We start from the raw sequence: 21,706 nt of genomic DNA on the forward strand, positions 1-21,706 counted from the left end.
AGAAGACCATGGCGACATTGGTCATAAACGGCGCCGAAAGGTCATTCGACGGCGACGAAGACATGCCGCTCCTGTGGTACCTGCGGGATGTAGCGGGCCTGACCGGTACGAAGTTCGGCTGCGGTGTCGCCCAATGCGGGGCTTGTACCGTGCATCTTGACGGCACTGCGGTTCGGTCATGCGTGACCCCGATGGCAGCCGCGCTGGGAGCCACGGTGACAACAATCGAGGGACTGTCACCTGACGGCAACCATCCCGTCCAAGTCGCCTGGAGAGACCTCAACGTATCGCAGTGCGGCTACTGTCAGCCCGGCCAGATTATGCAGGCCGCGTCGCTCCTCAAGGAAAACCCGAACCCAACCGACGAGGACATCGACAGTGCCATGAGCGGCAACATCTGTCGGTGCGGGACATACCCGCGCATTCGTGCGGCCATTAAGCAGGCCAGCATGGGAGATCGCAAATGACAGATCACAATGAACGCTCTCTTGCGGTTGCGAACGTCAGCCGCCGTGGCTTCCTGGCCGGGGCTGCTGCCGGGTCGTTGGTGCTTGCCATCGGCTTGCCGCTCGACGCGAAGGCCCAGGAGAAGAAGTTCGGTGCCGACGGCATGCCGAACGGGTGGCGTGATGATCCGAGGATCTTCGTCTCGATCAGCCCGGATGGCCTCGTCACCGTCACCTGCCATCGTCAGGAGATGGGACAAGGGGTTCGCACGTCGATTGCAATGGTGGTAGCGGACGAGCTAGACGCCGATTGGTCCAGGGTCCGTGTGGCCCAAGCGCCGGGCGATGAGGCCCGGTATGGCAACCAGGACACGGACGGCTCACGCTCGCTGCGCCATTTCTTCCAGCCAATGCGCCGAGTTGGTGCCGCTGCCCGTGCCATGCTGGAGCAAGCAGCCGCCGCGCAATGGGGTGTACCGGTCCAGGAGGTCCGCGCCCGGGAGCATGCTGTGCTGCATGAGCGTAGCGGCCGTAGGCTCGACTACGGTGCGCTCGCGACCACTGCCGCATCGCAGCCGGTTCCGGCACGTGAGGCGCTCAAGCTGAAGGACCCTTCTGCCTTCAGGTACATCGGCAAAGATGGGTTAGGCCTGATCGATAACCAGGACATTACAACCGGCAAGGCAGTGTACGGGATCGACGCTCGTGCCGAGGGAATGCTGTACGCGGTTATGGCACGCCCGCCTGTCTTCGGCGGGCGCGTCAAGAGCGTCGACGATGCTGATACTTTGAAGGTCCCTGGTGTTGTCAGAGTGGTGCAGATTGCGCCACCCGACATCCCGTCCGAGTTCCAGCCGCTGGGCGGGGTCGCGGTTGTGGCACGCAACACGTGGGCTGCTATGCGGGGGCGTGACATGCTGAAGATCGTCTGGGACGACGGTCCACATGCGAGCTATAGCTCGGACACCTACCGTGCCGAGCTGGAGGCCGCGGCCCGCAAACCAGCCAAGGTGGTCCGCAGGCAGGGCGATGTCGACGCCGCTATGGCCAAGGCTGCGAAGCGGGTCGAGGCTGAGTACTACATTCCTCATCTGACCCAGGCACCGATGGAGCCACCGGCCGCGCTTGTCCAGATCAAGGACGGCAAGTGCGAGGCATGGGCCTGCGTTCAAGCTCCGCAAGCCACCCGCACTCGCCTGTCTGAGCGTCTTAAGATTCCCGAGGAGAACGTGACCGTCAACGTCACGCTGCTGGGGGGCGGCTTCGGCCGAAAGTCCAAGCCGGATTTCGTGCTCGAAGCCGGTCTGATCAGCCAGGCCATGGGCGGCGCTCCCGTAAAGGTGACATGGACACGAGAGGACGACTTGCACCACGGCTACTACCACACGGTCTCCGTCGAGAGGCTCGAGGCCGGGCTCGATGAACGAGGGATGCCTTTGGCTTGGTTGCAGCGCAGTGCAGCACCGACGATCGGCTCCATCTTCGCTCCCGATCCCAAACACGAACTGCCGTTCGAGCTCGGAATGGGCTTGGTGAATGCGCCCTTTGATGTGCCAAACGTGCGCATGGAGAACCCAGAGGCGACGGCGCATACCCGGATCGGTTGGTTCCGATCGGTCTCGAATGTGCCGCATGCGTTCGCGATCCAGTCGTTTGTCGCCGAGCTGGCGCATGCTGCCGGACGTGACCCGAAGGACTACCTTCTCGACCTGATTGGTCCTGCCCGCATCATCGATCCGACAGAGATCGGGGATGCCTGGAACCATGGCGAGGATCCGAAGCTCTATCCGATAGACACGGGTCGGCTACGGCAGGTCATCGAGACGGCCGCGGCCGGCATCGGCTGGGGGCGGAACTTGCCGCAGGGCCATGGGCTTGGGATCTCGGGCCACTACAGCTTTGTGAGCTACGTGGCCGTTGCGGCCGAGGTCCGGGTCGACGGGGACAGGCTTGTCATTCCGAGGGTCGATATCGCGATCGACTGCGGCCCCCGGGTCAATCCCGACCGCATCCGCTCCCAGATGGAAGGTGCCGTCATCATGGGGGTGGGGCTTGCGACGACCTCGGAGATCTCGTTCAAGAACGGCCGTGTCGAGCAGAACAACTTCGACAGCTATGAGGTGACCCGGATTGACACAGCGCCTCGCGAGATCCACGTGCACCTCGTTGCGTCGCATGATTACGGACACCCGCTCGGAGGTGTGGGCGAACCGGGTTTGCCGCCTGTTGCTCCAGCCCTTGCCAATGCGGTGTTCGCCGCAACAGGCAAGCGGATCCGGCGTCTGCCCATTCGGGATCAGTTTCTCGCCTGAACGATGCTGGACGAGTGCGCCGGACTATGCCGGCGCACTCGTCTCCCGTTCCTATCTGGGCTGACGCTCAATAGGCTTTTCTGATGAAGGTGTGTTGCCTAACCGATCGGGCGTGTGTCGGCGCTCTGCTTATGGTGAGCCCCCACTACAGTCGATCCGGTGAGCTGGTGGCGCCCCTTCAATCATGACCTGCGCCAAGTAAAGGCTACGATGATGACGCCGATCGGCCGCTCATGACACGAGGCTGAAGTATTACTGGCTTCTGCAATGAGGCGGTGAGCCGACATTCAACGGGTTACCCTTAACGATCATCTTTGACCCAAAGTGGACATTTGGAGGTTAATCTTCGGAGTTCTCGATGTTCTTTGAAACATGAGCCGAATAGCCTAACGATCGAACAGTCTAATCATCCCCAGGCATGAAAAAGCCCGCAGCCAGATGCGGGCTTCCGGGAATCATCCTTCAAGGCATGTACTGGCCGCCGTTCAATTCGATGGTCTGGCCGTTGATGTAGCCGCTCATGGCGTTGCTTGCGAGGAACAGGAATACGCCAACCGCGTCTTCGGGGGTGCCGATCCTTGCCATAGGGATTGTCTTGCGCTGTGCCTCGATCCATTCCGGGCTCGAGAAGCGCTCATGAAACGGGGTCATGATCACGCCCGGCGAGACGCCGTTCACGCGAATGTTGCTGGGCGCGAGTTCCTTGGCCATGTTGCGTGTGATGTTGAGCACGAAGGCTTTCGCGCCCGCATAGAGACCCGCTCCGGGTCCGCCGCCGTTGCGCGCCGCAATGGAGCTCATGTTAATGATCACGCCGCCGCCTTCTGCCTGACGAAGATAGGGCAAGGCGGCTTTCGACGTCATCACCACCGAGCGGATGTTGGTATCGAGAACCTGGTCGTAAAGCTCGTCATCGATGTCCTGCAGGGGCGACCGCTTGATCATCGCACCTGCATTGTTGATCAGGATGTCGAGTCCGCCGAGTTTGCCGACCGTATCCTCCACCAGCTGTGCCGCCGCAGCGGAGCGCGACACATCTGCCTGCAGGGCGTAAGCCTCGCCGCCCGCATTCTTGATCTCCCGCACGACGGTCTCGGCTTCGCCCGCACTCGCGTTGTAGTGCACGATGACGCGCGCGCCGTGCGCCGCGAATTTCTTGGCGACGGCCGCTCCCATGCCCGTGCTCGATCCGGTGACAAGAACGCGCTTGCCTTTCAAATCTTCAAGCATTTTTCAGAACTCCTTATTGATGCGTGTCCTCGAAGGCGGCGTAATCGCTCGGGAAGGAATGCCCGGCCGCCACCAGTTCGATGTTGCCCGCAATGCCCGGGGCTTCGCTCCAAGGCTTGGCGAGGGATACGGTCAGTGCATTGATCTCGTTCATGTAGCGGGCCGCCTCGTCATCGAGTTGCCGCTCCATAGCGGCGATGTCGGGGTAGCATCCGAAGGACGGCCACCAGATCGCGCGGCCGGCCAGATAGCCGTTCGCGCCAGCCCTATAAGCGAAGGTCAGAACGCGCCGGAAGACTTCCATACTTGCGCCGGCGCTCAGCATTACCCAGGGCTTGTCGATAATCTGAGAGATCTGGTTGAACAGCGCCTGCGCCTCGCGGGTTTCCGGGCTGTCCATGTCCGGATCGGGAAGTGCCGAGGCGACGACCGGGCTTTCGAGCTTGTAGATGTCGACGCCGAATTCCGGGCTCGCGAAATCTTTCAGACTCTGTAAGACGAGTTCCGGATATTTCTCCTTGTCCTCGGTGTAGTCCGTGGTGTGCCCCTGCGATCCTTTGAACGGGTAGACGAGAAGTTCGAGCAGGAAGGGAATGTCGTACTTGCGGCAAGCTTCGCCAACCTCGCGCACGAGCCTCTTCTGATGAGCGACCACATCGTGCGTGGCATCCGGTCGGTACCAGAGCAGAAGCTTCACGCCATCGGCGCCCATGCGCTTGATCTTGCCGACGCCCCAGTTCTTCATGAGGCTGGTCTTGCGGCCCTCGGACGTCTCCGCGAAGTTGAAATCCTCCAGCGTAATCAGAAGGCCCTTGCCGGGCTGGATGACGGCCTCCGCCTGGCTGAACCCGTAATCCGGGTCGATCAGCAGCGCCGAGCCGAGCGGCAGAAGCTTCTTGGCGAGCGTTGCCTTTGCTTTCGCAAGATCCTCGTATCCAGGCTCCCGCGGCGCCAGTTTCGGAGCGAGCGCTTTGAGCATCGGCGGACGCTGGTCGACGGCGACCATCTTGAAGCGTCCATCAATGTCGGCGAGCCTCCGCATGCCGCGGAGCTTCCCTGCTGAGATCTTCATAACTCTTCCTTCATGCAGGCGGCAGTCGCCTGTCGTGGTTGGCAAGTGCCGCAGATAATTCAAGCGTTTCGACCTCAGCCTTTGACGGCCTTCATGGCCTCGCTGGCGCGCTGGCATCCCTGGTTGAGGAACATCACGTCGTTACCGAGGATGATCATGTCGACACCCTTTTCAGCGAGCTTGACCGCGTTCTCAGGTGTTGGGGGAATGCAGGGCGCCATCACCTTGATGCCGCGGGCGTGGCACTTCTCGATGAGCTCGTCGAGCTTCTCGTTCACCTCCGGGTTCGACATGGAGTAGTCGATTGGGATGAGCCTGGAGAGCGAATAATCCGCGGGTCCGAAATTGATGACGTCGATGCCCTCAACATCGAGAATGGCGTCGATGTTGTCGAAGAATTCGAAGCTCTCCGCCATCGGGATCACGAGGGTCTCATCGTTGGCGTTCTGAGTGTAGGTCGACCATTTGAAGTTCGGTCCTGCGAAGCCTGCCGCGCGCACGGAGGCATCGCCGCCCCGCCGGCCGACAGGCGGGAACTTTGCGGCGCGCACGATGGCCTTGGCCTGTTCGGCGGTATTGACCTGTGGAATGATGACGCCCGCCGCGCCGAGTTCGAGTGATTTGCGAATATCCCATTCGATGGTCCCGCGCGTGCGGATCAGCGGCGCGATGCCGGAGAGTTTCGCTGCGAGGATGAGCTTCTCCAAATGGGTGTCGACATTCACCGCCGTGTGCTCGGCGTCGATGAAGGCGAAGTCGAGACCCCAGTTTCCGGCAATCTCGACGGCAGCGTTCGAGCCGCTGTACATGGTCATGCCAAAGGTCGGCTTCCCGGAGCGGAGTTTCTGCGTGAGCGTTTCCTTCTCAGTCATTCTCTTTCTCGTCTTGAAGTGTTGGAGAAATCTGGTCGAGCGCCTGAACGTCAGGCCCTCTCGGTCATGAACCCGTCGAGTTCCTCGCGGGTCGGGATGCCGGCCCGGCCGCCCCAGCGCGTGCATTTCAAGGCGGCCGCTGCTCCAGCGAAGCGACCCGCACCTTCGGTGGAGTGTCCCTCTGCCAGAGCGAGCGCGAAGGCGCCATGGAAGACGTCACCCGCCGCGAGCGTGTCCACGGCTTCGATCGGGAAGGCGCGTACGCGGCGGACTTCGCCATTTTCCAGCCATGCGAAGCCGTCCGCTCCAAGGGTGACGGAGACGGTGCCTTTCGTCCGGCTCTGAGCGGCGCGCAAGCCGCCTTCGATGTCGTCCGTTCCCGCAAGCCGCCGAAGGGCCGGAGCGGAGAAGACTGCATGAGAAGCAAGACCGATGAGCCGCTCGACCGCATCGTCATTGGTCAGGTCCGCATCGAGGACGCTCGGGATGCCGCTTTCGAGCGCCATGCGCAAAACCTTTTCCGAGGCGGCCGGCCAGCGCACGTCGCACAGTACCGTATCGGTATTTCCAGGCAGCTCACCGGGAAGCCACGACGGATCGGTGTCCAGATCTCGATCTGCGAAGGCGATGATGAAACGCTCGCCCTTACCGTCCACCATGACGGCAGAGACGCCCGTGCGACGGCCTGGGACGCGGCGGATCGTGGACGTGTCCACGTTGTACTCGGACAGCTCCGCGATGACACCGGCCCCGATCCCGTCGTCGCCGACCCTGGCCCAAAGGGAAACGTCCCCTCCGAGGCGGGCGATGGTCACGGCCGCATTGGCGGCGGGGCCACCGCCCACCTGCCGGAAATCCTGCGCGAAAACTTTGGTGGGCTCGGCAGGGAAATGATTGATGGCAAACATGTTGTCGAGAACGGCCACGCCCACGCAAAGCACACGGCCAGGATCAGTCGGTTTTCTCATTGGCGGACCTTAATTCCGTATTTCGGAATTCATGAGTAATTGGTCCGTATTGCGGTTGTCAATCCCGGAATTATGTTTCCGTTCGGGATGTAGCGCGTTATAGGAGCGTGTCATAAGTCTGCGACACGGCGTGTCCGCACGAGGAACAATGACTAAGACGATCCAAAAGAAGAGTTCTGCGGTCCCTGACGTTCAGGTGAACGACCGGGGATCCCTGAAGTCGATGCACAAACTCATGGCGGTGCTGGACTGCTTCTCCCGTTACGACCGCTCCCTGACGCTCAGCGAGATTTCGGCCCGCTGCGGCATGCCGAAGACCACCGTTCACCGGCTTGTCAGCAGCCTGAGGGAGGCAAAGCTCCTCGAACAGGACAAGGAGCGCGACCGGTACCGGATGGGCATCCGCCTGTTCGAGTTGGGCAGCATCGTTCTTGGCAACATCGACGTGTACCGCGAGGCGCGGCACTTCGTTGAGCGGCTGATGGGCGCCACCGGCGAGAATTCGCATCTGTGCGTGTTCGACGGAACGAACATGGTCAGCATCGAGCACCTGGAGCCGGGCGGCAACAGCGTTAACTGGACCACGACCCTGTCCATTTCGCCTTCCTACTGCACCGGAGTCGGGAAGGCGGCTTTGGCCTATCAGGATCCATTCGCGGTGGAGAGGGTCATTCGCAGTGGACTGGTGCCGTATACTCCCACTACGATCACGGACCCCGACCATCTCCGCGAGGAACTCGCGCGCACCCGCGAGCGCGGCTATTCCATCGACGAAGGGGAGCACCAGCCGGGGATACGCTGCGTGGCAGCGCCGATCTACAATGCGGCGGGCCGTGTCTTTGCGGCGATCAGCGTGTCCGGTCCCAAGGAGCGCGTGACGCACGACAAGCTGCCTGCCCTGGCGGCGCTCGTAGTAGCGACGGCTGATCAGATTTCCCGTCAGCTTGGCTTCGATAAGAAGGCCTGAAGGTTCAGTTTCCGGAGTTGTTCATGTCTGCCTCGCAGCTTCCCCGTGGTGTGCTGGCGCCTGTCACGACGCCTTTCGATGCGCAAGGAAACATCAATGAGGGAGCCTATATCGCGCAGCTCGAATGGATGGAGCAGCAGGGCGTACACGGCGTCGTAGTAGGCGGCAGCACGGGGGAGGGCTATACCCTCACTGAAGATGAGCTCGCCCGTCTCATTCAACTGACGACGGAAACTCTGAACGGGCGCTTGCCCGTCCTGGCCAGCATCATCGCCGACAGCACCCGGGCCGCGGTCGAAAGGGCAGGAATCGTTGACAGGTTTCCCATTGCGGGAATTCAGGTCGCCCCGCCTCACTACATCTTCCGGCCGTCGGACGATGGCATCGTGGCGTTCTACGACGCCATCGCACAGGCCACGAATCTGCCTCTCGTCATCTACAACGTCATTCCCTGGACCAACGTGACGCCTGCCTTGGCGGCGAGGATCATGGAGGCCGTGCCGCAGGTGCAGGCCGTCAAGCAGAGCGACAAGGATTTCGGCACCTATGTGGACCTCGTGCGCCAAGTCAGGGCCGAGCGCGTGTTCGCGGCCATCGATGGGGGCCTGATGAGCTGCTACGACGTGGGAGCCATCGGGTCCATCGCGGCCATCGCCAGCGCCGCCCCACGCGCCAGCGTGGCTTTATGGAACGCAGTTCGAAAGGGCGACCGGGAGCAAGCCCTTCTGCTGCACAGGCAGCTGCTCGATGTCTGGATGGCGGTCTCGGCTCCTAATCTGCCGGCTCAGGTCAAGACCGCTCAGGCACTCCAAGGCGTTCCCGTCAGCTTACCCCGGGCTCCCATGACGGCATCGAGCCAAACCCAGCAGGCTGCCATCGCTCGTGCGCTCTCGCCCTTCCTCTGAGCGTCCAGCCATCCCGGAATGCTGAGTCCGCCCCTGCGATGGCGGGCTATGACGCGGACGAACACGTGCCGGTTCGTCTCATTCAAAAGAGAGTATCCCGACGGATGGCTTGCAGTTTCTGCATGCCAGAGGAGACTTTTGCCGTCTCCCGCTCAGATCCTCACGGCTGGGCCTCATTCATCTTCCTAAGCGGAATTGACATCTGAAATGTGGGATGCATTATCTTGCCATTCCGCATTCCGGTCTGGAGTTCTTTATTTCGGGCCTTGGTTGTCAAAGAAACATCATGGGAGGAAATCGTGGACCTATTTTCGAAGCTTCGCGGCGTCACGCTGGCCACGGCCTTTGCGGCCGCCGCTGCAACGGTTGCAGTCGCACCGGCGAAGGCCCAGACCCTGGGCGAGATTGCCCAGAAGGGTACCGTGACAATCGGTGTGCTCACGGGCATCCCGCCCTACGACACGGTGGATGCGAGCGGAAAGACTGCGGGCTTCCTAGTCGATCTAGCCAATGACGTAGCCAAGAACCTTGGCGTAAAGGCTGAGATCGTGCCCGTGAACAATGCTTCGCGCGCGGCGGCTCTCGAATCCGGCCGCGTCGATATGCTGATCGCTCACATGACCGCGACGCCGGAACGCGCCAAGACGTTCCTCATGACCAATCCCTACGGTGCGTACGAAATGCGCTTCGTTGCCCGCAAAGATATGCCGCTGAAGAAGCTCGACGATCTCGCTGGAAAGCGCGTTTCGGTTCCCAAGGGCAGCACGCAGGATGCGGCGGTGAGCGGCTTCGGCATCAAAGGGCTTGAGGTCGTGCGCTTCGACGACGACGCGCTTGCGATGCAGGCGCTCATCTCCGGCCAAGTCGACGCCACGGCGGCTGTGGCGGCCGTTGCCAACGACGTGATCAAGAAGAACAACCTGACCGATCTCGAAGTGAAGTCGGACGTTCCGATCTTCACTCTCTACTGGTCCATGGCCGTGCGCAAGAACGCCAGCGAACTGCACCGGTGGCTCAATAACTACATCTACTACAGCGAAGTCAGCGGCTCTCTGGGGGCTCTGCACCAGAAGTGGGTCGGCATCCCGATTCCCGGCGGCAAGCTGCCCACGTTCTGATCGGTTCGCGTCACGGGAGGCATCCCGTGACGCGTCAGCTCCTCGCACAAGCAGCTTGCAGGAGCATTCTCACGGTTGCCAACCGTTCTCTGTCTGGCGTCGCATGCGCCCAACGTGAGCCGATGTGAATGGCATATCAGATGAATTTCGCGCCTGTGATGGCGCTGGCGCCCCAACTGGTGGAAGGGGCGCTCAATACTTTGATCCTTTCGGGTCAAGCCATCGTGGCTGGTCTCGCCATCGGTATCGTGGGAGCTGTCTCCCGCACGGAAGGACCGCGCTGGCTCGACCGCGCAGTCGGCGTCTACGTCGAACTCTTCCGCAATACGCCGCTGCTGGTACAGCTCTTCCTGATCTTCTTTGGGCTTCCCTATATCGGCATACGGTTGTCCGCGAACATGGCGGCGATCATCGCTATTGCGCTCAATCTCGGTGCGTACTCGACGGAAATCCTGCGCGCTGGTTTGCAGGCGATCCCGCGAACTCAGGTCGAGGCCGGCCTGGCACTCGGCCTGTCGCGCCTTCAGGTGGTGCGCTATGTAGTAATCATTCCTGCCTTGCGGATCATCTATCCTGCCCTGACAGGACAGCTCACGCTCACCCTGCTGGGCAGCTCCATCGCCTCCGCAATCTCTGCCACCGAGCTCACGGCTGCGGGAGCCAGGATCGAGTCAACGACATTCCGCAGTCTTGAAACCTTCCTGTGCATCGCTGTGATCTACATCACGATGACCTTCGCGTTCAGGTTTGTCTACTGGCTCGTCGGCCTGTGGCTGTTTAGGCGCAAGGCGCCGCCCAAGCCGTCGCTCATTGCCGATGTAACCGAAGTTTCGAGGGCTGGCGCATGATCAGATCATTCGGTTGGGAGAGCGTTGAATTCCTGATCCGTGGGGCGGGCTGGACCTTGCTTCTCTCGCTCATGACGTTCGTCGTCGGCGGCTTCTTCGCACTGATCTTCGCGCTGCTGCGGACATTGGGGCCCAAGCCGGTGCGTCTTGCGATCGCCGGCTTCATCCAGCTCGTGCAGGCGACGCCGTTGCTGATCGTCGTGTTCCTGGCCTTCTATGGTCTGAGCTTCATGGGGCTTCATTTCCCTCCCATGGTGGCAGCGGGCGTCTCGCTGGCAGTCTATACTACGGCCTTTCTGGCCGATATCTGGCGCGGCTGCATCGAGGCCATTCCGAAACAGCAATGGGAAGCGGCCGATGCTCTTGCGCTGACGCGAATCCAGCAGCTGCGCTATGTCATTCTTCCGCAGGCGTTCAAGATCTCGCTTGGCCCAACCGTCGGCTTCATGGTGCAGATCGTCAAGAACACATCCGTCGTCGCACTGATCGGCTTCGTGGAACTCACCCGTGCGGGGCAACTGCTCAACAACATGACGTTCCAGCCTTTCCACGTCTTCCTGACGGTTGCCGCGATCTACTTCGCGATCTGTTATCCGCTGTCCTTCCTGAGCGAACGTTTGAAGGGGAACCGTCATGTCCGCCCTGCACATTAACGAAATCAAGAAATACTTCGGCGCGCTTCTGGTTCTCGACGGGGTATCGCTTGACATCGAACCGAGCGAAGTGGTTGCGGTGATCGGGCGCAGCGGATCGGGCAAGAGCACCATGCTCCGCTGTATCAATGGTCTGGAGAAAATTCAGGCCGGCTCGATCGAAGTGGCTGGACACCGGATCGGCCCGCAGGGCGGCGACCTGCGCAGCCTGCGCAAGGAGGTTGGAATGGTGTTCCAAAGCTACAATCTCTTTCCGCACCTCACCGTCATGGAAAACGTGACCCTTGCGCCGAAGGTGGTCAAAGGAGTCGATCGCCAGGAGGCTGAGGCGATCGCGCATGACGTGCTGCGTCGCGTCGGCCTAGCGGAGAAGAGCGGCGCCTATGCGGACGAACTCTCGGGAGGGCAGCAGCAGCGCGTCGCGATCGCCCGTTCTCTGGCCATGCAGCCCAAAGTCATGCTCTTTGACGAGGTCACGTCGGCACTCGACCCCGAACTGACCGGTGAGGTTCTGAAGACAATGGAAGAACTCGCGGACGCCGGCATGACCATGGTGCTGGTCACTCATGAAATGGGCTTTGCCCGCCAGGTCGCGGACCGCACCGTTTTCATGCACAAGGGAAAGATTTGGGAGCAGGGGCCTTCGGAGGAGTTGTTCGCCAACCCGCAAACCCCCGAATTGAGAAACTTCATTGCCCCGAACCTGAAGTGATCTCATCCAAAAGTCATGGCTGTGTTGCTCGCAGGACTGACGCAGCGGAATTGACAACACCGTGCCGTGACTATTTACTTTGTTGGTCCGAAATACGGAACGGCGGTCCGAATGGAAGGTGCCAACGTGTTACCGGGCGGGCCGGTGCCGTAACGCTATGCACTGGGCCACAGAAAACTAAAGAGGTCGCTTCCCACCAAAGGTGGCAAGGCGAACGACGTCACTGGAGGATTCCATGAAGCTAACCCGCCGCCTCATTCTTGCAGCTGCCGCGACGCTCACCCTCAGCACTCCGGTGCTGGCGCAGTACCCCGAACGGCCCATCACGTTGATCGTGCCCTGGGCGGCGGGCGGCGGAACTGACGCGACGGCTCGCACGGTGGCGTCGCTCCTCGAACAGGAACTTGGAAAGCCGATTAATGTGGTCAATCGCACGGGTGGGGGCGGCATCGTCGGACATACCGAAATCGCCAATGCAAAGCCCGATGGGTACACCCTAGGCGTGATCACGACCGAGCTCTCCCTCTATCACTGGCTGGGAACATCGCCGCTCGATTACAAGAACTACACGCCGATCGCTCTCTACAACACGGATGCGCAGAGCATCAACGTGCGTCCCGACGGGCCCAAGGACCTGAAGGAGCTGCTCTCCAGGGCAAAGGACAAGCCCGGTTCCCTGAAGGCTTCCGGCGCCAATCGCGGCGGAGCGCCTCATCTGGCGATGGCGGGCCTTCTCAATGCCTCGCAGATGCCTGTCGATACTGTTCCATGGGTTCCGACGGACGGCATTACGCCTGCGCTGCAGCTTCTTACATCGAATGCGATCGCCGTGGTGGGAACCACGATTCCCGAAGTGCAGGCGATGGTCGAGGCAGGAGAAGTGAAGACGCTTGCGATCATGCGTGCGGAGCGCGATCCCTCCTTCCCGAATGTACCGACCGTTAAGGAGGCCGTCGGAATCGACTGGTATCTGTCGTCCTGGCGCGGCATCGCGGGCCCGAAGGATCTGCCGGCCGACGTGGCGAAGCGGCTCTCGGACGCCATGGCGAAAGTCGTTGAGAAACCTGAGTTCAAGTCCTTCATGTCGGCCCGAAAGTTCGGCATGGACTATGCGGACGCACAGAAATTCGCGACGTTTCTTGCGGACGCGGACGAGCGATTCGGTACGGCCATCAAGGCCGCCGGTCTTGCGAAGTAAACCGCGAACGGAAGCTGTCCGACATGAGCAAAGCTCCGTTCCTCGCCGGCGCGATCCTGTCTCTCGCGGGGGCGGGCGTCATCGCGGAAGCGATGCGCCTTCCTGTGATCCCCGGCCAGACCTATGGACCGGGTTTCTTCCCCACGGTGATCGGCGTCGGGCTGCTGGTTTTCGGCGCCGTCTACGCCCTGAACGCGCGGCGTCAGATGGAGCCGGCGATCGTGCTGGAAGGTGAGGGGCCTTCTCCCGACGAGGCGGAGGATAGCGCTCCGGAGCGCCCCTTCTATGGGGCGCTCGCATGGCTCATCGTCGGGCTCGTGGCGACGATCCTTCTATGGGAAACCGCGGGCTTCGTTGTGCTGATGTCGGTGGTTCTGACGGCCTTCATGATCCTGCTGGGCGTGCGGCTCTGGCTTGCAGGCATCGTCGCTGTCGCGTCCACGATCGTGGTCTACGCGATCTTCATCAGAATCCTGATGATTCCACTTCCGTCCGGCCTGCTCGCGCCGGTGGGTCTGTGAGGCAGCCATGCAAACGCTTCTCGAAGCCTTCAGACTCATAGCGGATCCTCAGGTCGTCGTTACCGTCCTGCTGGCTTCCATCTTCGGGCTTTTCGTCGGCGCCATTCCCGGGCTGACCGCCACCATGGCGACGGCGCTTCTCGTGCCGATAACCTTTTTCATGGACCCGCTGTCGTCGATCGCCGCCATCGTTGCCTGCACCGCCATGGCCATCACGGCAGGTGATATTCCCGGCTGCCTGCTGCGCATTCCCGGCACGCCCGCTTCGGCCGCCTATACGGACGAGACGTTCATGATGACGAAAAAAGGGCTCGGGGCGCAGGCGCTGGGCTCCAGTCTCGTGTCCTCCGTCATCGGCGGCCTGTTCGGAGCTGTCGTCCTAATGGTCGCTGCGCCCTCGCTGGCGCGTGTCGCCTTGAATTTCTCGAGCTTCGAATATTTCTGGCTGGCATGCATTGGCCTTTCCTGCGCGGCGCTTGTGAGTGCATCGGGCTTCGTTGCCGGATTGCTGTCCTTGTTCATCGGCCTTCTGATCGCATGCGTCGGCATGGACGTCATCAGCGGCTCGCCGCGCTTCACGTTCGGGTCCGTGCAGCTCATGGGCGGCGTGAGCTTCGTGCCGGCCATGATCGGCATGTTCGCCATCTCGGAGCTTCTTGATAGCCTCCTGAACGGAACGGCTCGGCAGCGTTTTGCGAGGCCCCAGAAGATCACCGGCATTTTCCACGGCATCCTTCCGCTCATCTCGAAATATCGCAGGAACGTGGCGCGCGGGTCCATCATCGGTACCATCATCGGAATCCTGCCGGGAGCCGGCGGCGACATCGCCGCGTGGATCACCTATGCCACGGCCCGCCGGTTCTCGAAGGAGCCGCAGAAGTTCGGCACGGGACATCCCGAAGGCGTCATTGAGGCCGGCGCAGCGAACAATGCGGGTCTGAGCGGCGCCTGGGTGCCGGCGCTGGTCTTCGGGGTTCCCGGAGACGCGGTGACTGCCATCGCCGTCGGAGTGCTGTTCATGAAGGGCATCAACCCCGGTCCGCGCCTGTTCGAGACACAGGGAGCGATGCTCTACGCAGTCTTCATGATCTTCCTCATCGCCAATATCGCACTGCTTCCGTTCGGCTGGCTTGCGATCCGCGCGGCCAGCAAGATCCTCAGCGTTCCACGGCCTCAGCTCATGGCCGTCATCCTGCTCTTCTGCATCGTCGGCTCGTTCGCCATCAACAACACGGTTTTCGACATCGGCGTCATGCTGGTCTTCGGGATTCTCGCCTTCGCCCTGTCCAAGGCCGGCATTCCCATCGCGCCCATCATCCTTGGCATCGTCCTTGGGCCGCTCCTGGAACAGAACTTCCTGACCTCGATGACGATTGCAGACGGCAGCCTGATTGCGTTTTTCGAGCGCCCGATTGCCGGCATCCTCGGCGTGTTCGTTTTGCTGCTGTGGAGCATCCCTCTCCTAGGCGTTGTCCTGCAAATGTTCCGCCACACCTCCGCAGCACGGCCCATGAAGCTGACTGGATGAGCCCTCCAATCGAGTCATTCGTGCAAGCCGAACCATGCGCATCGATCATCATGGACGGAAGATGCCGTTCTATAAGACCCCTGCGCTATGGGTTCTAACAGAAACAACAGCTTCGCCTCTTCTCAGGCTGGTGCCGGCTCAAGGCCATAATCATGGCCTTCCATGAAGAACAGCTACGGCTAATGTCGCTGCGGGCCGCAGGTCCGGTTTTGGCACACCTGAGACGTTACGCCGAGGGCAGCAATCCTTACGGAACCAGACATTCCGAAAAGTGAATGTAGTTCACTGCCTGACCCAAAGTTGACCTCGGACCGGTCTTTGATCCGGGCGCCATTGCCGCTCCTCATCACCGTGTCGGCGGGTATAAGCGCGCGTTGGCCCGCGCCATGTCGGCTGCGAGAGCCGACCAGCCCCGCAGATCCTCCAGGGCGCTCCTGTAACTCCCGACAATTCGATCCGCGAGGGGAGAGCTGACCGCAATCTCGGAGAGAAGCTCAGAAGAGGCTTTTTGAGCCGCTTCAATGACAGAGCGGGGAAAAGCCTCCAGAGTCACCGGGTACCTGCCAAGGATCTCGGTCAGGGCTGCCGCATTGGATTGGTGCGCATCGGCCAAGCCAAGGGCATGCTCGGCCCGGCAGGCTTCCGTGACCACGCTGCGAAGGTCACGGCCGAGTGTCTCCCAAGCCCTCAGCGAGATGAGGAGTTCGCTTGCGCCATTCGGCTTGTTGAAGCCGGGAGCGTAATAGAAGGAGGCATATTTGGGCAGACCGGTCTCCAGATCCGTCGCGGGTGCCAGAAATTCCGCCGCATCGATGGAGCCTTTCTCAAGGGCCGGAAGGAGATCTCCGGCAGAAACCGTCATTGGCACTGCCCCGAGCTTTGCATAGACCTCGGCTCCCAAGCCCTGAACACGCAGTCGCATGCCCCGCAGATCCTCAACACCTTCGACTTTGCGCCGGAACCATCCGCCCATAGAGGGACCCGTGTTGCCCGCGAGGAATGCGCGGACGCCATGAGGCTTGTAGAGTTCGTCCCAGAGCACCTGCCCATCCCGCAGCTCGATCCACGCCTGATGCTCAATGGGACCAAGACCAAAGGGGACACTGGTGAAGAACCCTGCCGCGGGCATTCGGCCCTGCCAATAGAGTGATGCCGTGTGACCCATCTCAACCGTGCCGTTCGAGACGGCATCGAGCACTGCGAAGGGCGGCACGATCTCGCCTGCTGCGAAGAGGTCGACCTGTAGTCGCCCGCCGCTCATCGCGCTAATGCGCTCAATAATTCGCTGGGCGGAGACACCAGGGCCAGTGCGGTTCTTCGGCCACGATGTGACCATGCGCCACCGAACCGTCTGGGCTCGGCTGACGGTCGGGGTCGCAAGAGCAGCAGCCCCGACACCGAGCGCCGTGCGGCGTGAGAGCTTAGGACCAATGGGCATGGAAGTGATGCACGGGTCCATGCCCGCGTCCAATGTGCAGTTGAGTGGAAGCACCGATTGCGGCGCTGATGAAGTCTTTGCCGGCCGCGACGGCATCCGCCAGTGGGAGGCCTTTTGCGAGCCCTGCTGCGACGGCGGACGACAGGGTGCAGCCAGTGCCATGCGTGTTGCGCGTCTGGATGCGGGGGGCCGAGAAAGACCGCACACCCTGCGCATCCATGAGAATGTCCGTGCTCTCTCGACCTGTGCCGTGGCCGCCCTTTAACAGAACGGCTCGAGGACCCAAGGCAAGGATCCGCTCGGCCTGACGGCACATGGCCCGCTCATCCTCGGCCTGCGGCTCGTCGAGAAGGGCAGCGGCTTCGGGAAGATTGGGCGTGACGAGCAGAGCTCTGGGAAGAAGCACCTGGCGCAATGCGTCTACGGCCTCTGACGCCAGAAGGCGGTCACCACTGGCCGCCACCATCACGGGATCGAGGACAACCTGCGTTTGGCTATAGCGCTGGAGTCCCTCTGCCACAGCCTCAATGATGGCGGGTTGGGACAGCATGCCGATCTTCACCGCTCTGACCTCAAGATCTGAGAAGACGCTGTCGATCTGCTGGGCAACGAAGGCAGATGGTACATCGTGAATGCCCTGTACCCCCATGGTGTTCTGCGCGGTGAGTGCCGTGATAATGCTGGCGCCATAAACGCCCAGAGCCGAGAAAGTCTTGAGGTCGGCTTGGATACCGGCTCCGCCGCCCGAGTCCGACCCTGCGATGGTGATTGCGATGGCGGTCATGGAAAACCTCCTCGGGATGTCAGCGCCTGATCGACGATGCCTCGCAATCTTCGAGCTTCGGCTTTCGGATCAGCTGCCATGAAGAGAGCCGAAATGACCGCGATACCGTCGGCTCCGGCCGCGATCACAGCTTGCGCATTCGATACATCGATCCCGGCAATGGCGCCGATGGGCCCGCGGTTTGCGAGCCTGGCGTGTGGCAGGATCTTGCGAAGCCCGTCAAGGCCAATGGCTGGAGCAGGGTTATTCTTGCTCACAGTCGCGAAGACACCGCCAATGCAGCCATAATCCACCGGGATGCTCCCCATTCGATCAGCCTGCTCCGGCGTCTTCAGCGTCAATCCGATAATCGCGCGTGGGCCGAGTAAGTCGCGTGCATCGTTGGGATGCATATCGTCTTGGCCGAGGTGAACGCCGTCGGCGCCTGCGGCCAGCGCGATATCGACGCGATCGTTGACCAGCAGCGGCACGCGGGTCCCTTCGAGCGCCGCCTTCAGGGTACGGGCCAGTTCCACAAGGTGCCGGCCTTCAGCATGCTTGTCCCTGTACTGGATGAGGGTCGCGCCGCCAGAAACAGCCTGCCGGACGAGTTCGACGGGATCCCGGCCGCCTGTTCGTTCCGGGTCGATGATGCCGTAGAGCCGGAGATCAACTGGGTTCATGAGACTCTCCCGCAGGTCACGAGGGTTTCCGAATCGAGATGAAAGAGCGCGTCGAGGAAGGCTGGCTGGAACGTGCCTGGCCCGTTTGCCTCATTCGCGGCGATCTCACCTGCCACTCCAGTGACGAGCAGAGCCGCGGCGGCAGCCTCGATGGCGCTACCGTGCAGGGCCGCGAAGGCTGCAACGAGGGAAGTTCCGGCACATCCCATGGCGGTCACTCGAGTCATAAGCGGGTGTCCGTTCTCAACGCAGAGAACGTTGTTGCTGTCTGCGATCAGGTCCACCGCACCGGTCAGAGCCACGACTGTCCCGTGACTTTTTGCGAATGCCTGAATGGAGCCTGGCGTCGCATCCTCTCCGGCGAGAGCTGCGAATTCGGCCGCATTGCAGCGCAGGACATGCGGCTCACCCGCAAGGCAGGAGCGGGCAAACTCCAAGCGGGGCGGGGAGGCTTCGACGAAGACGGGATCGAGCACCCACGGCTTAGCGTGGGTGCGTGCGGTGGCGATAGCCTCGGGAATCGCGGTGCGCCGGTCACTGTCGAGCGTGCCAAGGTTGACGAGCAGTGCATCCGAGCGGCTTGTGAAGGCCGGAACCTCCTCCGGTGCGACAGTGAGGGAGGGAATGCCGCCGGCGGCAAGCAGTAGATTGGCCGTGAAGGTCTGCGCCGCTGCGTTCGTGATTGCATGCACGCGAATGCGGTCGGCACGAAGGCGTTCGAGCAGGGAGCCCGCCAGAGCTGGAAGATGAGAAGTGTCCAGGCTGGACAATGGTGCGCTCGTCATCTCGCAATCCCTCCGCCGGCATGATCCGGATCAGGTTCGATGGGTTGATCTCAGCAAGATCTCTCAGCCCGGACGGGCACCCCAAGGAGATACAGGCCAAATAGCCCTCCCGGTTGGCTTTGGCAAGGTTCGACTTCGTGGGATTGCGCGACGGGTTGACAGCCGGAAGGGTGTCATCGACTATCCATGCTGTTCCGAGGGGAGCCCTGTGAGGGGCTGAGAGTCGGCTGATCCGCCGTGACCCTTGAACCTGATCCGGGTCATACCGGCGGAGGGACTGGAACTATCGAGCACGACAAGAATCCCTCAGCTCGCTTTGCCCGGATCTCCCTTTGTTCAAGAGGAGAGATCCAGTGACCATACAAATCGATAGGCCCAAGGACGGCACCCTGTCTGTCACCACCGGACCCATCCAGGGCTCACGCAAGGTCTATGCCACTCCGGAAGGGCGGCCTGACATCCAGGTGCCTTTCCGTGAGATCGTTCTGAAGGGGGCCAATGAGCCCCCGGTCCGCGTCTATGATCCGTCGGGCCCCTACACGGACGCCGATACAGCCATTGATCTCAGCAAGGGACTTCCGCTTGTGCGTGAGCCGTGGATTGCAAGCCGCAGGTATGACGTGACTGAAGCCCGACCGGTGAAGCCGGAAGACAACGGGCATGTCCCTGCGGACAAGCTCGTCGCTCCATGCCCGGCCGAGCGGGTGGTACGACGTGCTGCACCAGGCCAGATGGTGACTCAATACGAATTCGCGCGGGCAGGGATCATTACCGAAGAAATGATCTACGTCGCTCATCGCGAGAACCTCTGCCGTGAGGCGATGTGGGCAGGAGCCGAGGGGAAGATCGCTGATGGCGAGAGCTTCGGGGCCTCTATCCCGCCTTTCATCACACCAGAGTTCGTGCGCCAGGAGGTGGCCCGCGGGCGCGCCATCATTCCGGCCAACATCAATCACCCGGAACTGGAGCCCATGGCGATCGGGCGCAACTTCTTGGTCAAGATCAACGCCAATATCGGAAACTCGGCGGTCGTCTCGACAGCGGCAGAGGAGGTGGAAAAGCTGGTATGGGCGATCCGCTGGGGCGCCGATACGGTGATGGATCTCTCCACTGGTCGCAACATTCACAACATCCGCTCCTGGATCATGCGCAACTCACCGGTGCCCATCGGGACGGTGCCGATCTATCAGGCGCTTGAGAAGGTAGGAGGTGACCCGGTAAAGCTCGACTGGGAGGTGTTCAAGGACACGCTCGTTGAGCAGGCCGAGCAGGGAGTTGACTACTTCACCATCCATGCGGGCGTGCGTCTCCCCTATGTGCCGCTCACAGCCAACCGGGTCACTGGGATCGTCTCCCGCGGCGGCTCGATCATGGCACGCTGGTGCCTGGCACATCACAAGGAGAGCTTCCTCTACGAGCGCTTCGATGAGATCTGCGACATCATGCGGGCCTATGACGTCTCCTTCTCGTTGGGTGACGGCCTGCGGCCTGGCTCCATTGCCGACGCCAACGATGCCGCGCAGTTTGCAGAACTCGAGACGCTGGGCGAACTAACCAAGATCGCGTGGAGCAAGGGCTGCCAGGTGATGATCGAGGGCCCCGGTCACGTGCCGATGCACAAGATCAAGGTGAACATCGACAAGCAGCTCCGGGAGTGCGGAGAGGCGCCCTTCTACACGCTTGGCCCTCTCACCACAGACATTGCGCCCGGATACGATCACATCACGTCGGGTATCGGGGCCGCCATGATCGGCTGGTTCGGGACGGCGATGCTCTGCTATGTGACTCCGAAGGAGCACCTGGGACTCCCGAACCGGGACGATGTGAAGACCGGTGTCATCACCTACAAGATCGCCGCCCATGCGGCAGACCTTGCTAAGGGCCACCCGGCGGCACAGGTGCGGGACGATGCCCTGTCCCGGGCACGCTTCGACTTCCGCTGGGAAGATCAGTTTAACCTCTCCCTCGATCCGGACACGGCGCGCGCCTACCATGACGAGACCCTGCCGAAGGATGCGCACAAGGTGGCGCATTTCTGCTCAATGTGCGGGCCGAAGTTCTGCTCGATGAAGATCACGCAGGATCTACGGGCGGAGGTTGCGGCTATGAGCCCTGACGCTCAGGACCGACTGGCTGGCATGCGTGCCAAGAGCCAGGAGTTCTTGGAAAGCGGCGGCAAGCTCTACGTCGACCAACCCTGAAGTTGCGCATGTGGTGGACATGGCCGCTTGTCGAAGGGGTGCGTGTCCACCACGAAAGGATGCAGTCTCGCCTGAATGGACTGGAATTCTACGCTCGTGCGCTTCCTCCCATAGAAGCCTGAGGGCAGGAGTGCTGATCTGATGGCAGCTCTTGGCACGGAGCCGAAGTAGACGGAATGTCCCCTCAGGACAGGAATACCGGGCGTTTCTGAAGGGCAGGGGATCGTCGCTGCTGATCCGTGAAGTTTGCAAGGAAAGTAAGGGTGACTAGCTCCAGGACGGCATCAAAAGGCCCACAGTCTGCCTGGGTTCGGGGAGCTGTTAACAGATCCCTCACCATGCTGATCGGAAGGCGGCTGTGCGTGTGAACGCTTTCTTCGGCTTCCGGGTTAGCTCAGCGAACTCGCACCAGAAGGGCCACCCGTATGATGCCGATCTCATCTCTCTGGAGCCGTGTCCCACAGCCTGAGTGCCGGCTCGCGGAGG

General features: G+C 61.5%; 20 protein-coding genes and 2 riboswitches. Of the genes, 12 read left to right on the plus strand and 8 right to left on the minus strand.

What is annotated here, in order from left to right:
- The first annotated feature begins 8 nt into the window (after positions 1–8).
- Positions 9–467, plus strand: a complete 459-nt coding sequence (locus tag E4K09_RS03980; protein WP_134495316.1) for a (2Fe-2S)-binding protein — start codon at positions 9–11, stop codon at positions 465–467.
- On the plus strand, positions 464–2,758 hold the full coding sequence (locus E4K09_RS03985) for a xanthine dehydrogenase family protein molybdopterin-binding subunit (protein WP_134495317.1): 2,295 nt from the start codon (positions 464–466) through the stop codon (positions 2,756–2,758). The genes E4K09_RS03980 and E4K09_RS03985 overlap by 4 nt, the downstream gene beginning before the upstream one ends.
- A 462-nt stretch (positions 2,759–3,220) precedes the next feature.
- Here the strand turns inward: E4K09_RS03985 and E4K09_RS03990 are convergent, their stop codons facing one another.
- From E4K09_RS03990 to E4K09_RS04005, 4 genes are all read right to left on the minus strand, one after another.
- The gene (locus E4K09_RS03990) at positions 3,221–3,988 is read right to left on the minus strand and encodes an SDR family NAD(P)-dependent oxidoreductase (RefSeq protein ID WP_134495318.1); all 768 of its coding nucleotides are present in this window, start codon (positions 3,986–3,988) and stop codon (positions 3,221–3,223) included.
- Positions 3,989–4,001: 13 nt separating this feature from the next.
- On the minus strand, positions 4,002–5,060 hold the full coding sequence (locus tag E4K09_RS03995) for a tagatose 1,6-diphosphate aldolase (RefSeq protein WP_134495319.1): 1,059 nt from the start codon (positions 5,058–5,060) through the stop codon (positions 4,002–4,004).
- Between the two features lie 74 nt (positions 5,061–5,134).
- Complete coding sequence (locus E4K09_RS04000; RefSeq protein ID WP_134495320.1) at positions 5,135–5,932, minus strand: HpcH/HpaI aldolase family protein; 798 nt, start codon at positions 5,930–5,932, stop codon at positions 5,135–5,137.
- 50 nt (positions 5,933–5,982) lie between these two features.
- Positions 5,983–6,900 carry a PfkB family carbohydrate kinase gene (locus tag E4K09_RS04005; protein ID WP_134495321.1) on the minus strand — a complete coding sequence of 306 codons (918 nt, stop codon included), beginning with the start codon at positions 6,898–6,900 and terminating at the stop codon, positions 5,983–5,985.
- Between the two features lie 148 nt (positions 6,901–7,048).
- Here E4K09_RS04005 and E4K09_RS04010 point away from each other — a divergent pair, with 148 nt between their 5' ends.
- The 9 genes from E4K09_RS04010 (at position 7,049) to E4K09_RS04050 (ending at position 15,350) form a co-directional block, all read left to right on the plus strand.
- Positions 7,049–7,867 carry an IclR family transcriptional regulator gene (locus tag E4K09_RS04010; RefSeq protein WP_134495322.1) on the plus strand — a complete coding sequence of 273 codons (819 nt, stop codon included), beginning with the start codon at positions 7,049–7,051 and terminating at the stop codon, positions 7,865–7,867.
- A 23-nt stretch (positions 7,868–7,890) separates the two neighbouring features.
- Positions 7,891–8,772 carry a dihydrodipicolinate synthase family protein gene (locus E4K09_RS04015; RefSeq protein ID WP_134495323.1) on the plus strand — a complete coding sequence of 294 codons (882 nt, stop codon included), beginning with the start codon at positions 7,891–7,893 and terminating at the stop codon, positions 8,770–8,772.
- A 299-nt stretch (positions 8,773–9,071) separates the two neighbouring features.
- Positions 9,072–9,890 (plus strand): transporter substrate-binding domain-containing protein, encoded by an 819-nt coding sequence (locus E4K09_RS04020; RefSeq protein ID WP_166802144.1) that lies wholly within the window; start codon positions 9,072–9,074, stop codon positions 9,888–9,890.
- A gap of 128 nt (positions 9,891–10,018) precedes the next feature.
- Positions 10,019–10,738, plus strand: a complete 720-nt coding sequence (locus E4K09_RS04025; RefSeq protein WP_134495325.1) for an amino acid ABC transporter permease — start codon at positions 10,019–10,021, stop codon at positions 10,736–10,738.
- The gene (locus tag E4K09_RS04030) at positions 10,735–11,391 is read left to right on the plus strand and encodes an amino acid ABC transporter permease (RefSeq protein WP_134495326.1); all 657 of its coding nucleotides are present in this window, start codon (positions 10,735–10,737) and stop codon (positions 11,389–11,391) included. The genes E4K09_RS04025 and E4K09_RS04030 overlap by 4 nt, the downstream gene beginning before the upstream one ends.
- A complete protein-coding gene (locus E4K09_RS04035; RefSeq protein ID WP_134495327.1) occupies positions 11,372–12,103 on the plus strand; it encodes an amino acid ABC transporter ATP-binding protein in 732 nt (243 codons plus the stop codon). Before E4K09_RS04030 ends, E4K09_RS04035 begins: the two co-directional genes overlap by 20 nt.
- 235 nt (positions 12,104–12,338) lie before the next feature.
- Positions 12,339–13,301 (plus strand): Bug family tripartite tricarboxylate transporter substrate binding protein, encoded by a 963-nt coding sequence (locus tag E4K09_RS04040; protein WP_134495328.1) that lies wholly within the window; start codon positions 12,339–12,341, stop codon positions 13,299–13,301.
- Positions 13,302–13,324: 23 nt separating this feature from the next.
- Positions 13,325–13,822 carry a tripartite tricarboxylate transporter TctB family protein gene (locus E4K09_RS04045; RefSeq protein ID WP_134495329.1) on the plus strand — a complete coding sequence of 166 codons (498 nt, stop codon included), beginning with the start codon at positions 13,325–13,327 and terminating at the stop codon, positions 13,820–13,822.
- Positions 13,823–13,829: 7 nt separating this feature from the next.
- A complete protein-coding gene (locus tag E4K09_RS04050; protein ID WP_134495330.1) occupies positions 13,830–15,350 on the plus strand; it encodes a tripartite tricarboxylate transporter permease in 1,521 nt (506 codons plus the stop codon).
- A 346-nt stretch (positions 15,351–15,696) separates the two neighbouring features.
- Here E4K09_RS04050 and E4K09_RS04055 read toward each other — a convergent pair whose 3' ends face one another.
- From E4K09_RS04055 to thiM, 4 genes are all read right to left on the minus strand, one after another.
- The gene (locus tag E4K09_RS04055) at positions 15,697–16,788 is read right to left on the minus strand and encodes a TRAP transporter substrate-binding protein (protein WP_244610351.1); all 1,092 of its coding nucleotides are present in this window, start codon (positions 16,786–16,788) and stop codon (positions 15,697–15,699) included.
- Positions 16,772–17,572 (minus strand): bifunctional hydroxymethylpyrimidine kinase/phosphomethylpyrimidine kinase, encoded by an 801-nt coding sequence (gene thiD / locus E4K09_RS04060; protein ID WP_134495332.1) that lies wholly within the window; start codon positions 17,570–17,572, stop codon positions 16,772–16,774. The genes E4K09_RS04055 and thiD overlap by 17 nt, the downstream gene beginning before the upstream one ends.
- On the minus strand, positions 17,569–18,234 hold the full coding sequence (thiE, locus tag E4K09_RS04065) for a thiamine phosphate synthase (protein ID WP_134495333.1): 666 nt from the start codon (positions 18,232–18,234) through the stop codon (positions 17,569–17,571). Before thiE ends, thiD begins: the two co-directional genes overlap by 4 nt.
- A complete protein-coding gene (thiM, locus tag E4K09_RS04070) occupies positions 18,231–19,019 on the minus strand; it encodes a hydroxyethylthiazole kinase (protein WP_134495336.1) in 789 nt (262 codons plus the stop codon). The genes thiE and thiM overlap by 4 nt, the downstream gene beginning before the upstream one ends.
- A riboswitch (TPP riboswitch) is annotated at positions 19,010–19,113 on the minus strand. Its footprint overlaps the gene before it by 10 nt.
- A gap of 93 nt (positions 19,114–19,206) precedes the next feature.
- Positions 19,207–19,314, plus strand: a riboswitch (TPP riboswitch).
- A gap of 58 nt (positions 19,315–19,372) precedes the next feature.
- On the opposite strand from thiM, the gene thiC reads away from it, so the two are divergent.
- The gene (thiC, locus tag E4K09_RS04075) at positions 19,373–21,220 is read left to right on the plus strand and encodes a phosphomethylpyrimidine synthase ThiC (protein ID WP_134495338.1); all 1,848 of its coding nucleotides are present in this window, start codon (positions 19,373–19,375) and stop codon (positions 21,218–21,220) included.
- The last annotated feature ends 486 nt before the right edge of the window (positions 21,221–21,706 follow it).

This window comes from Microvirga pakistanensis (genome assembly GCF_004458765.1).
Lineage (GTDB): Bacteria > Pseudomonadota > Alphaproteobacteria > Rhizobiales > Beijerinckiaceae > Microvirga > Microvirga pakistanensis.

Coding starts and splice junctions, on each gene's coding strand:
- E4K09_RS03980 (WP_134495316.1), top strand. CDS start 9: ATGGCGACATTGGTCATAAACGGCGCCGAAAGGTCATTCGACGGCGAC.
- E4K09_RS03985 (WP_134495317.1), top strand. CDS start 464: ATGACAGATCACAATGAACGCTCTCTTGCGGTTGCGAACGTCAGCCGC.
- E4K09_RS03990 (WP_134495318.1), bottom strand. CDS start 3,988: ATGCTTGAAGATTTGAAAGGCAAGCGCGTTCTTGTCACCGGATCGAGC.
- E4K09_RS03995 (WP_134495319.1), bottom strand. CDS start 5,060: ATGAAGATCTCAGCAGGGAAGCTCCGCGGCATGCGGAGGCTCGCCGAC.
- E4K09_RS04000 (WP_134495320.1), bottom strand. CDS start 5,932: ATGACTGAGAAGGAAACGCTCACGCAGAAACTCCGCTCCGGGAAGCCG.
- E4K09_RS04005 (WP_134495321.1), bottom strand. CDS start 6,900: ATGAGAAAACCGACTGATCCTGGCCGTGTGCTTTGCGTGGGCGTGGCC.
- E4K09_RS04010 (WP_134495322.1), top strand. CDS start 7,049: ATGACTAAGACGATCCAAAAGAAGAGTTCTGCGGTCCCTGACGTTCAG.
- E4K09_RS04015 (WP_134495323.1), top strand. CDS start 7,891: ATGTCTGCCTCGCAGCTTCCCCGTGGTGTGCTGGCGCCTGTCACGACG.
- E4K09_RS04025 (WP_134495325.1), top strand. CDS start 10,019: ATGGCATATCAGATGAATTTCGCGCCTGTGATGGCGCTGGCGCCCCAA.
- E4K09_RS04030 (WP_134495326.1), top strand. CDS start 10,735: ATGATCAGATCATTCGGTTGGGAGAGCGTTGAATTCCTGATCCGTGGG.
- E4K09_RS04035 (WP_134495327.1), top strand. CDS start 11,372: ATGTCCGCCCTGCACATTAACGAAATCAAGAAATACTTCGGCGCGCTT.
- E4K09_RS04040 (WP_134495328.1), top strand. CDS start 12,339: ATGAAGCTAACCCGCCGCCTCATTCTTGCAGCTGCCGCGACGCTCACC.
- E4K09_RS04045 (WP_134495329.1), top strand. CDS start 13,325: ATGAGCAAAGCTCCGTTCCTCGCCGGCGCGATCCTGTCTCTCGCGGGG.
- E4K09_RS04050 (WP_134495330.1), top strand. CDS start 13,830: ATGCAAACGCTTCTCGAAGCCTTCAGACTCATAGCGGATCCTCAGGTC.
- E4K09_RS04055 (WP_244610351.1), bottom strand. CDS start 16,788: ATGCCCATTGGTCCTAAGCTCTCACGCCGCACGGCGCTCGGTGTCGGG.
- thiD (WP_134495332.1), bottom strand. CDS start 17,572: ATGACCGCCATCGCAATCACCATCGCAGGGTCGGACTCGGGCGGCGGA.
- thiE (WP_134495333.1), bottom strand. CDS start 18,234: ATGAACCCAGTTGATCTCCGGCTCTACGGCATCATCGACCCGGAACGA.
- thiM (WP_134495336.1), bottom strand. CDS start 19,019: ATGACGAGCGCACCATTGTCCAGCCTGGACACTTCTCATCTTCCAGCT.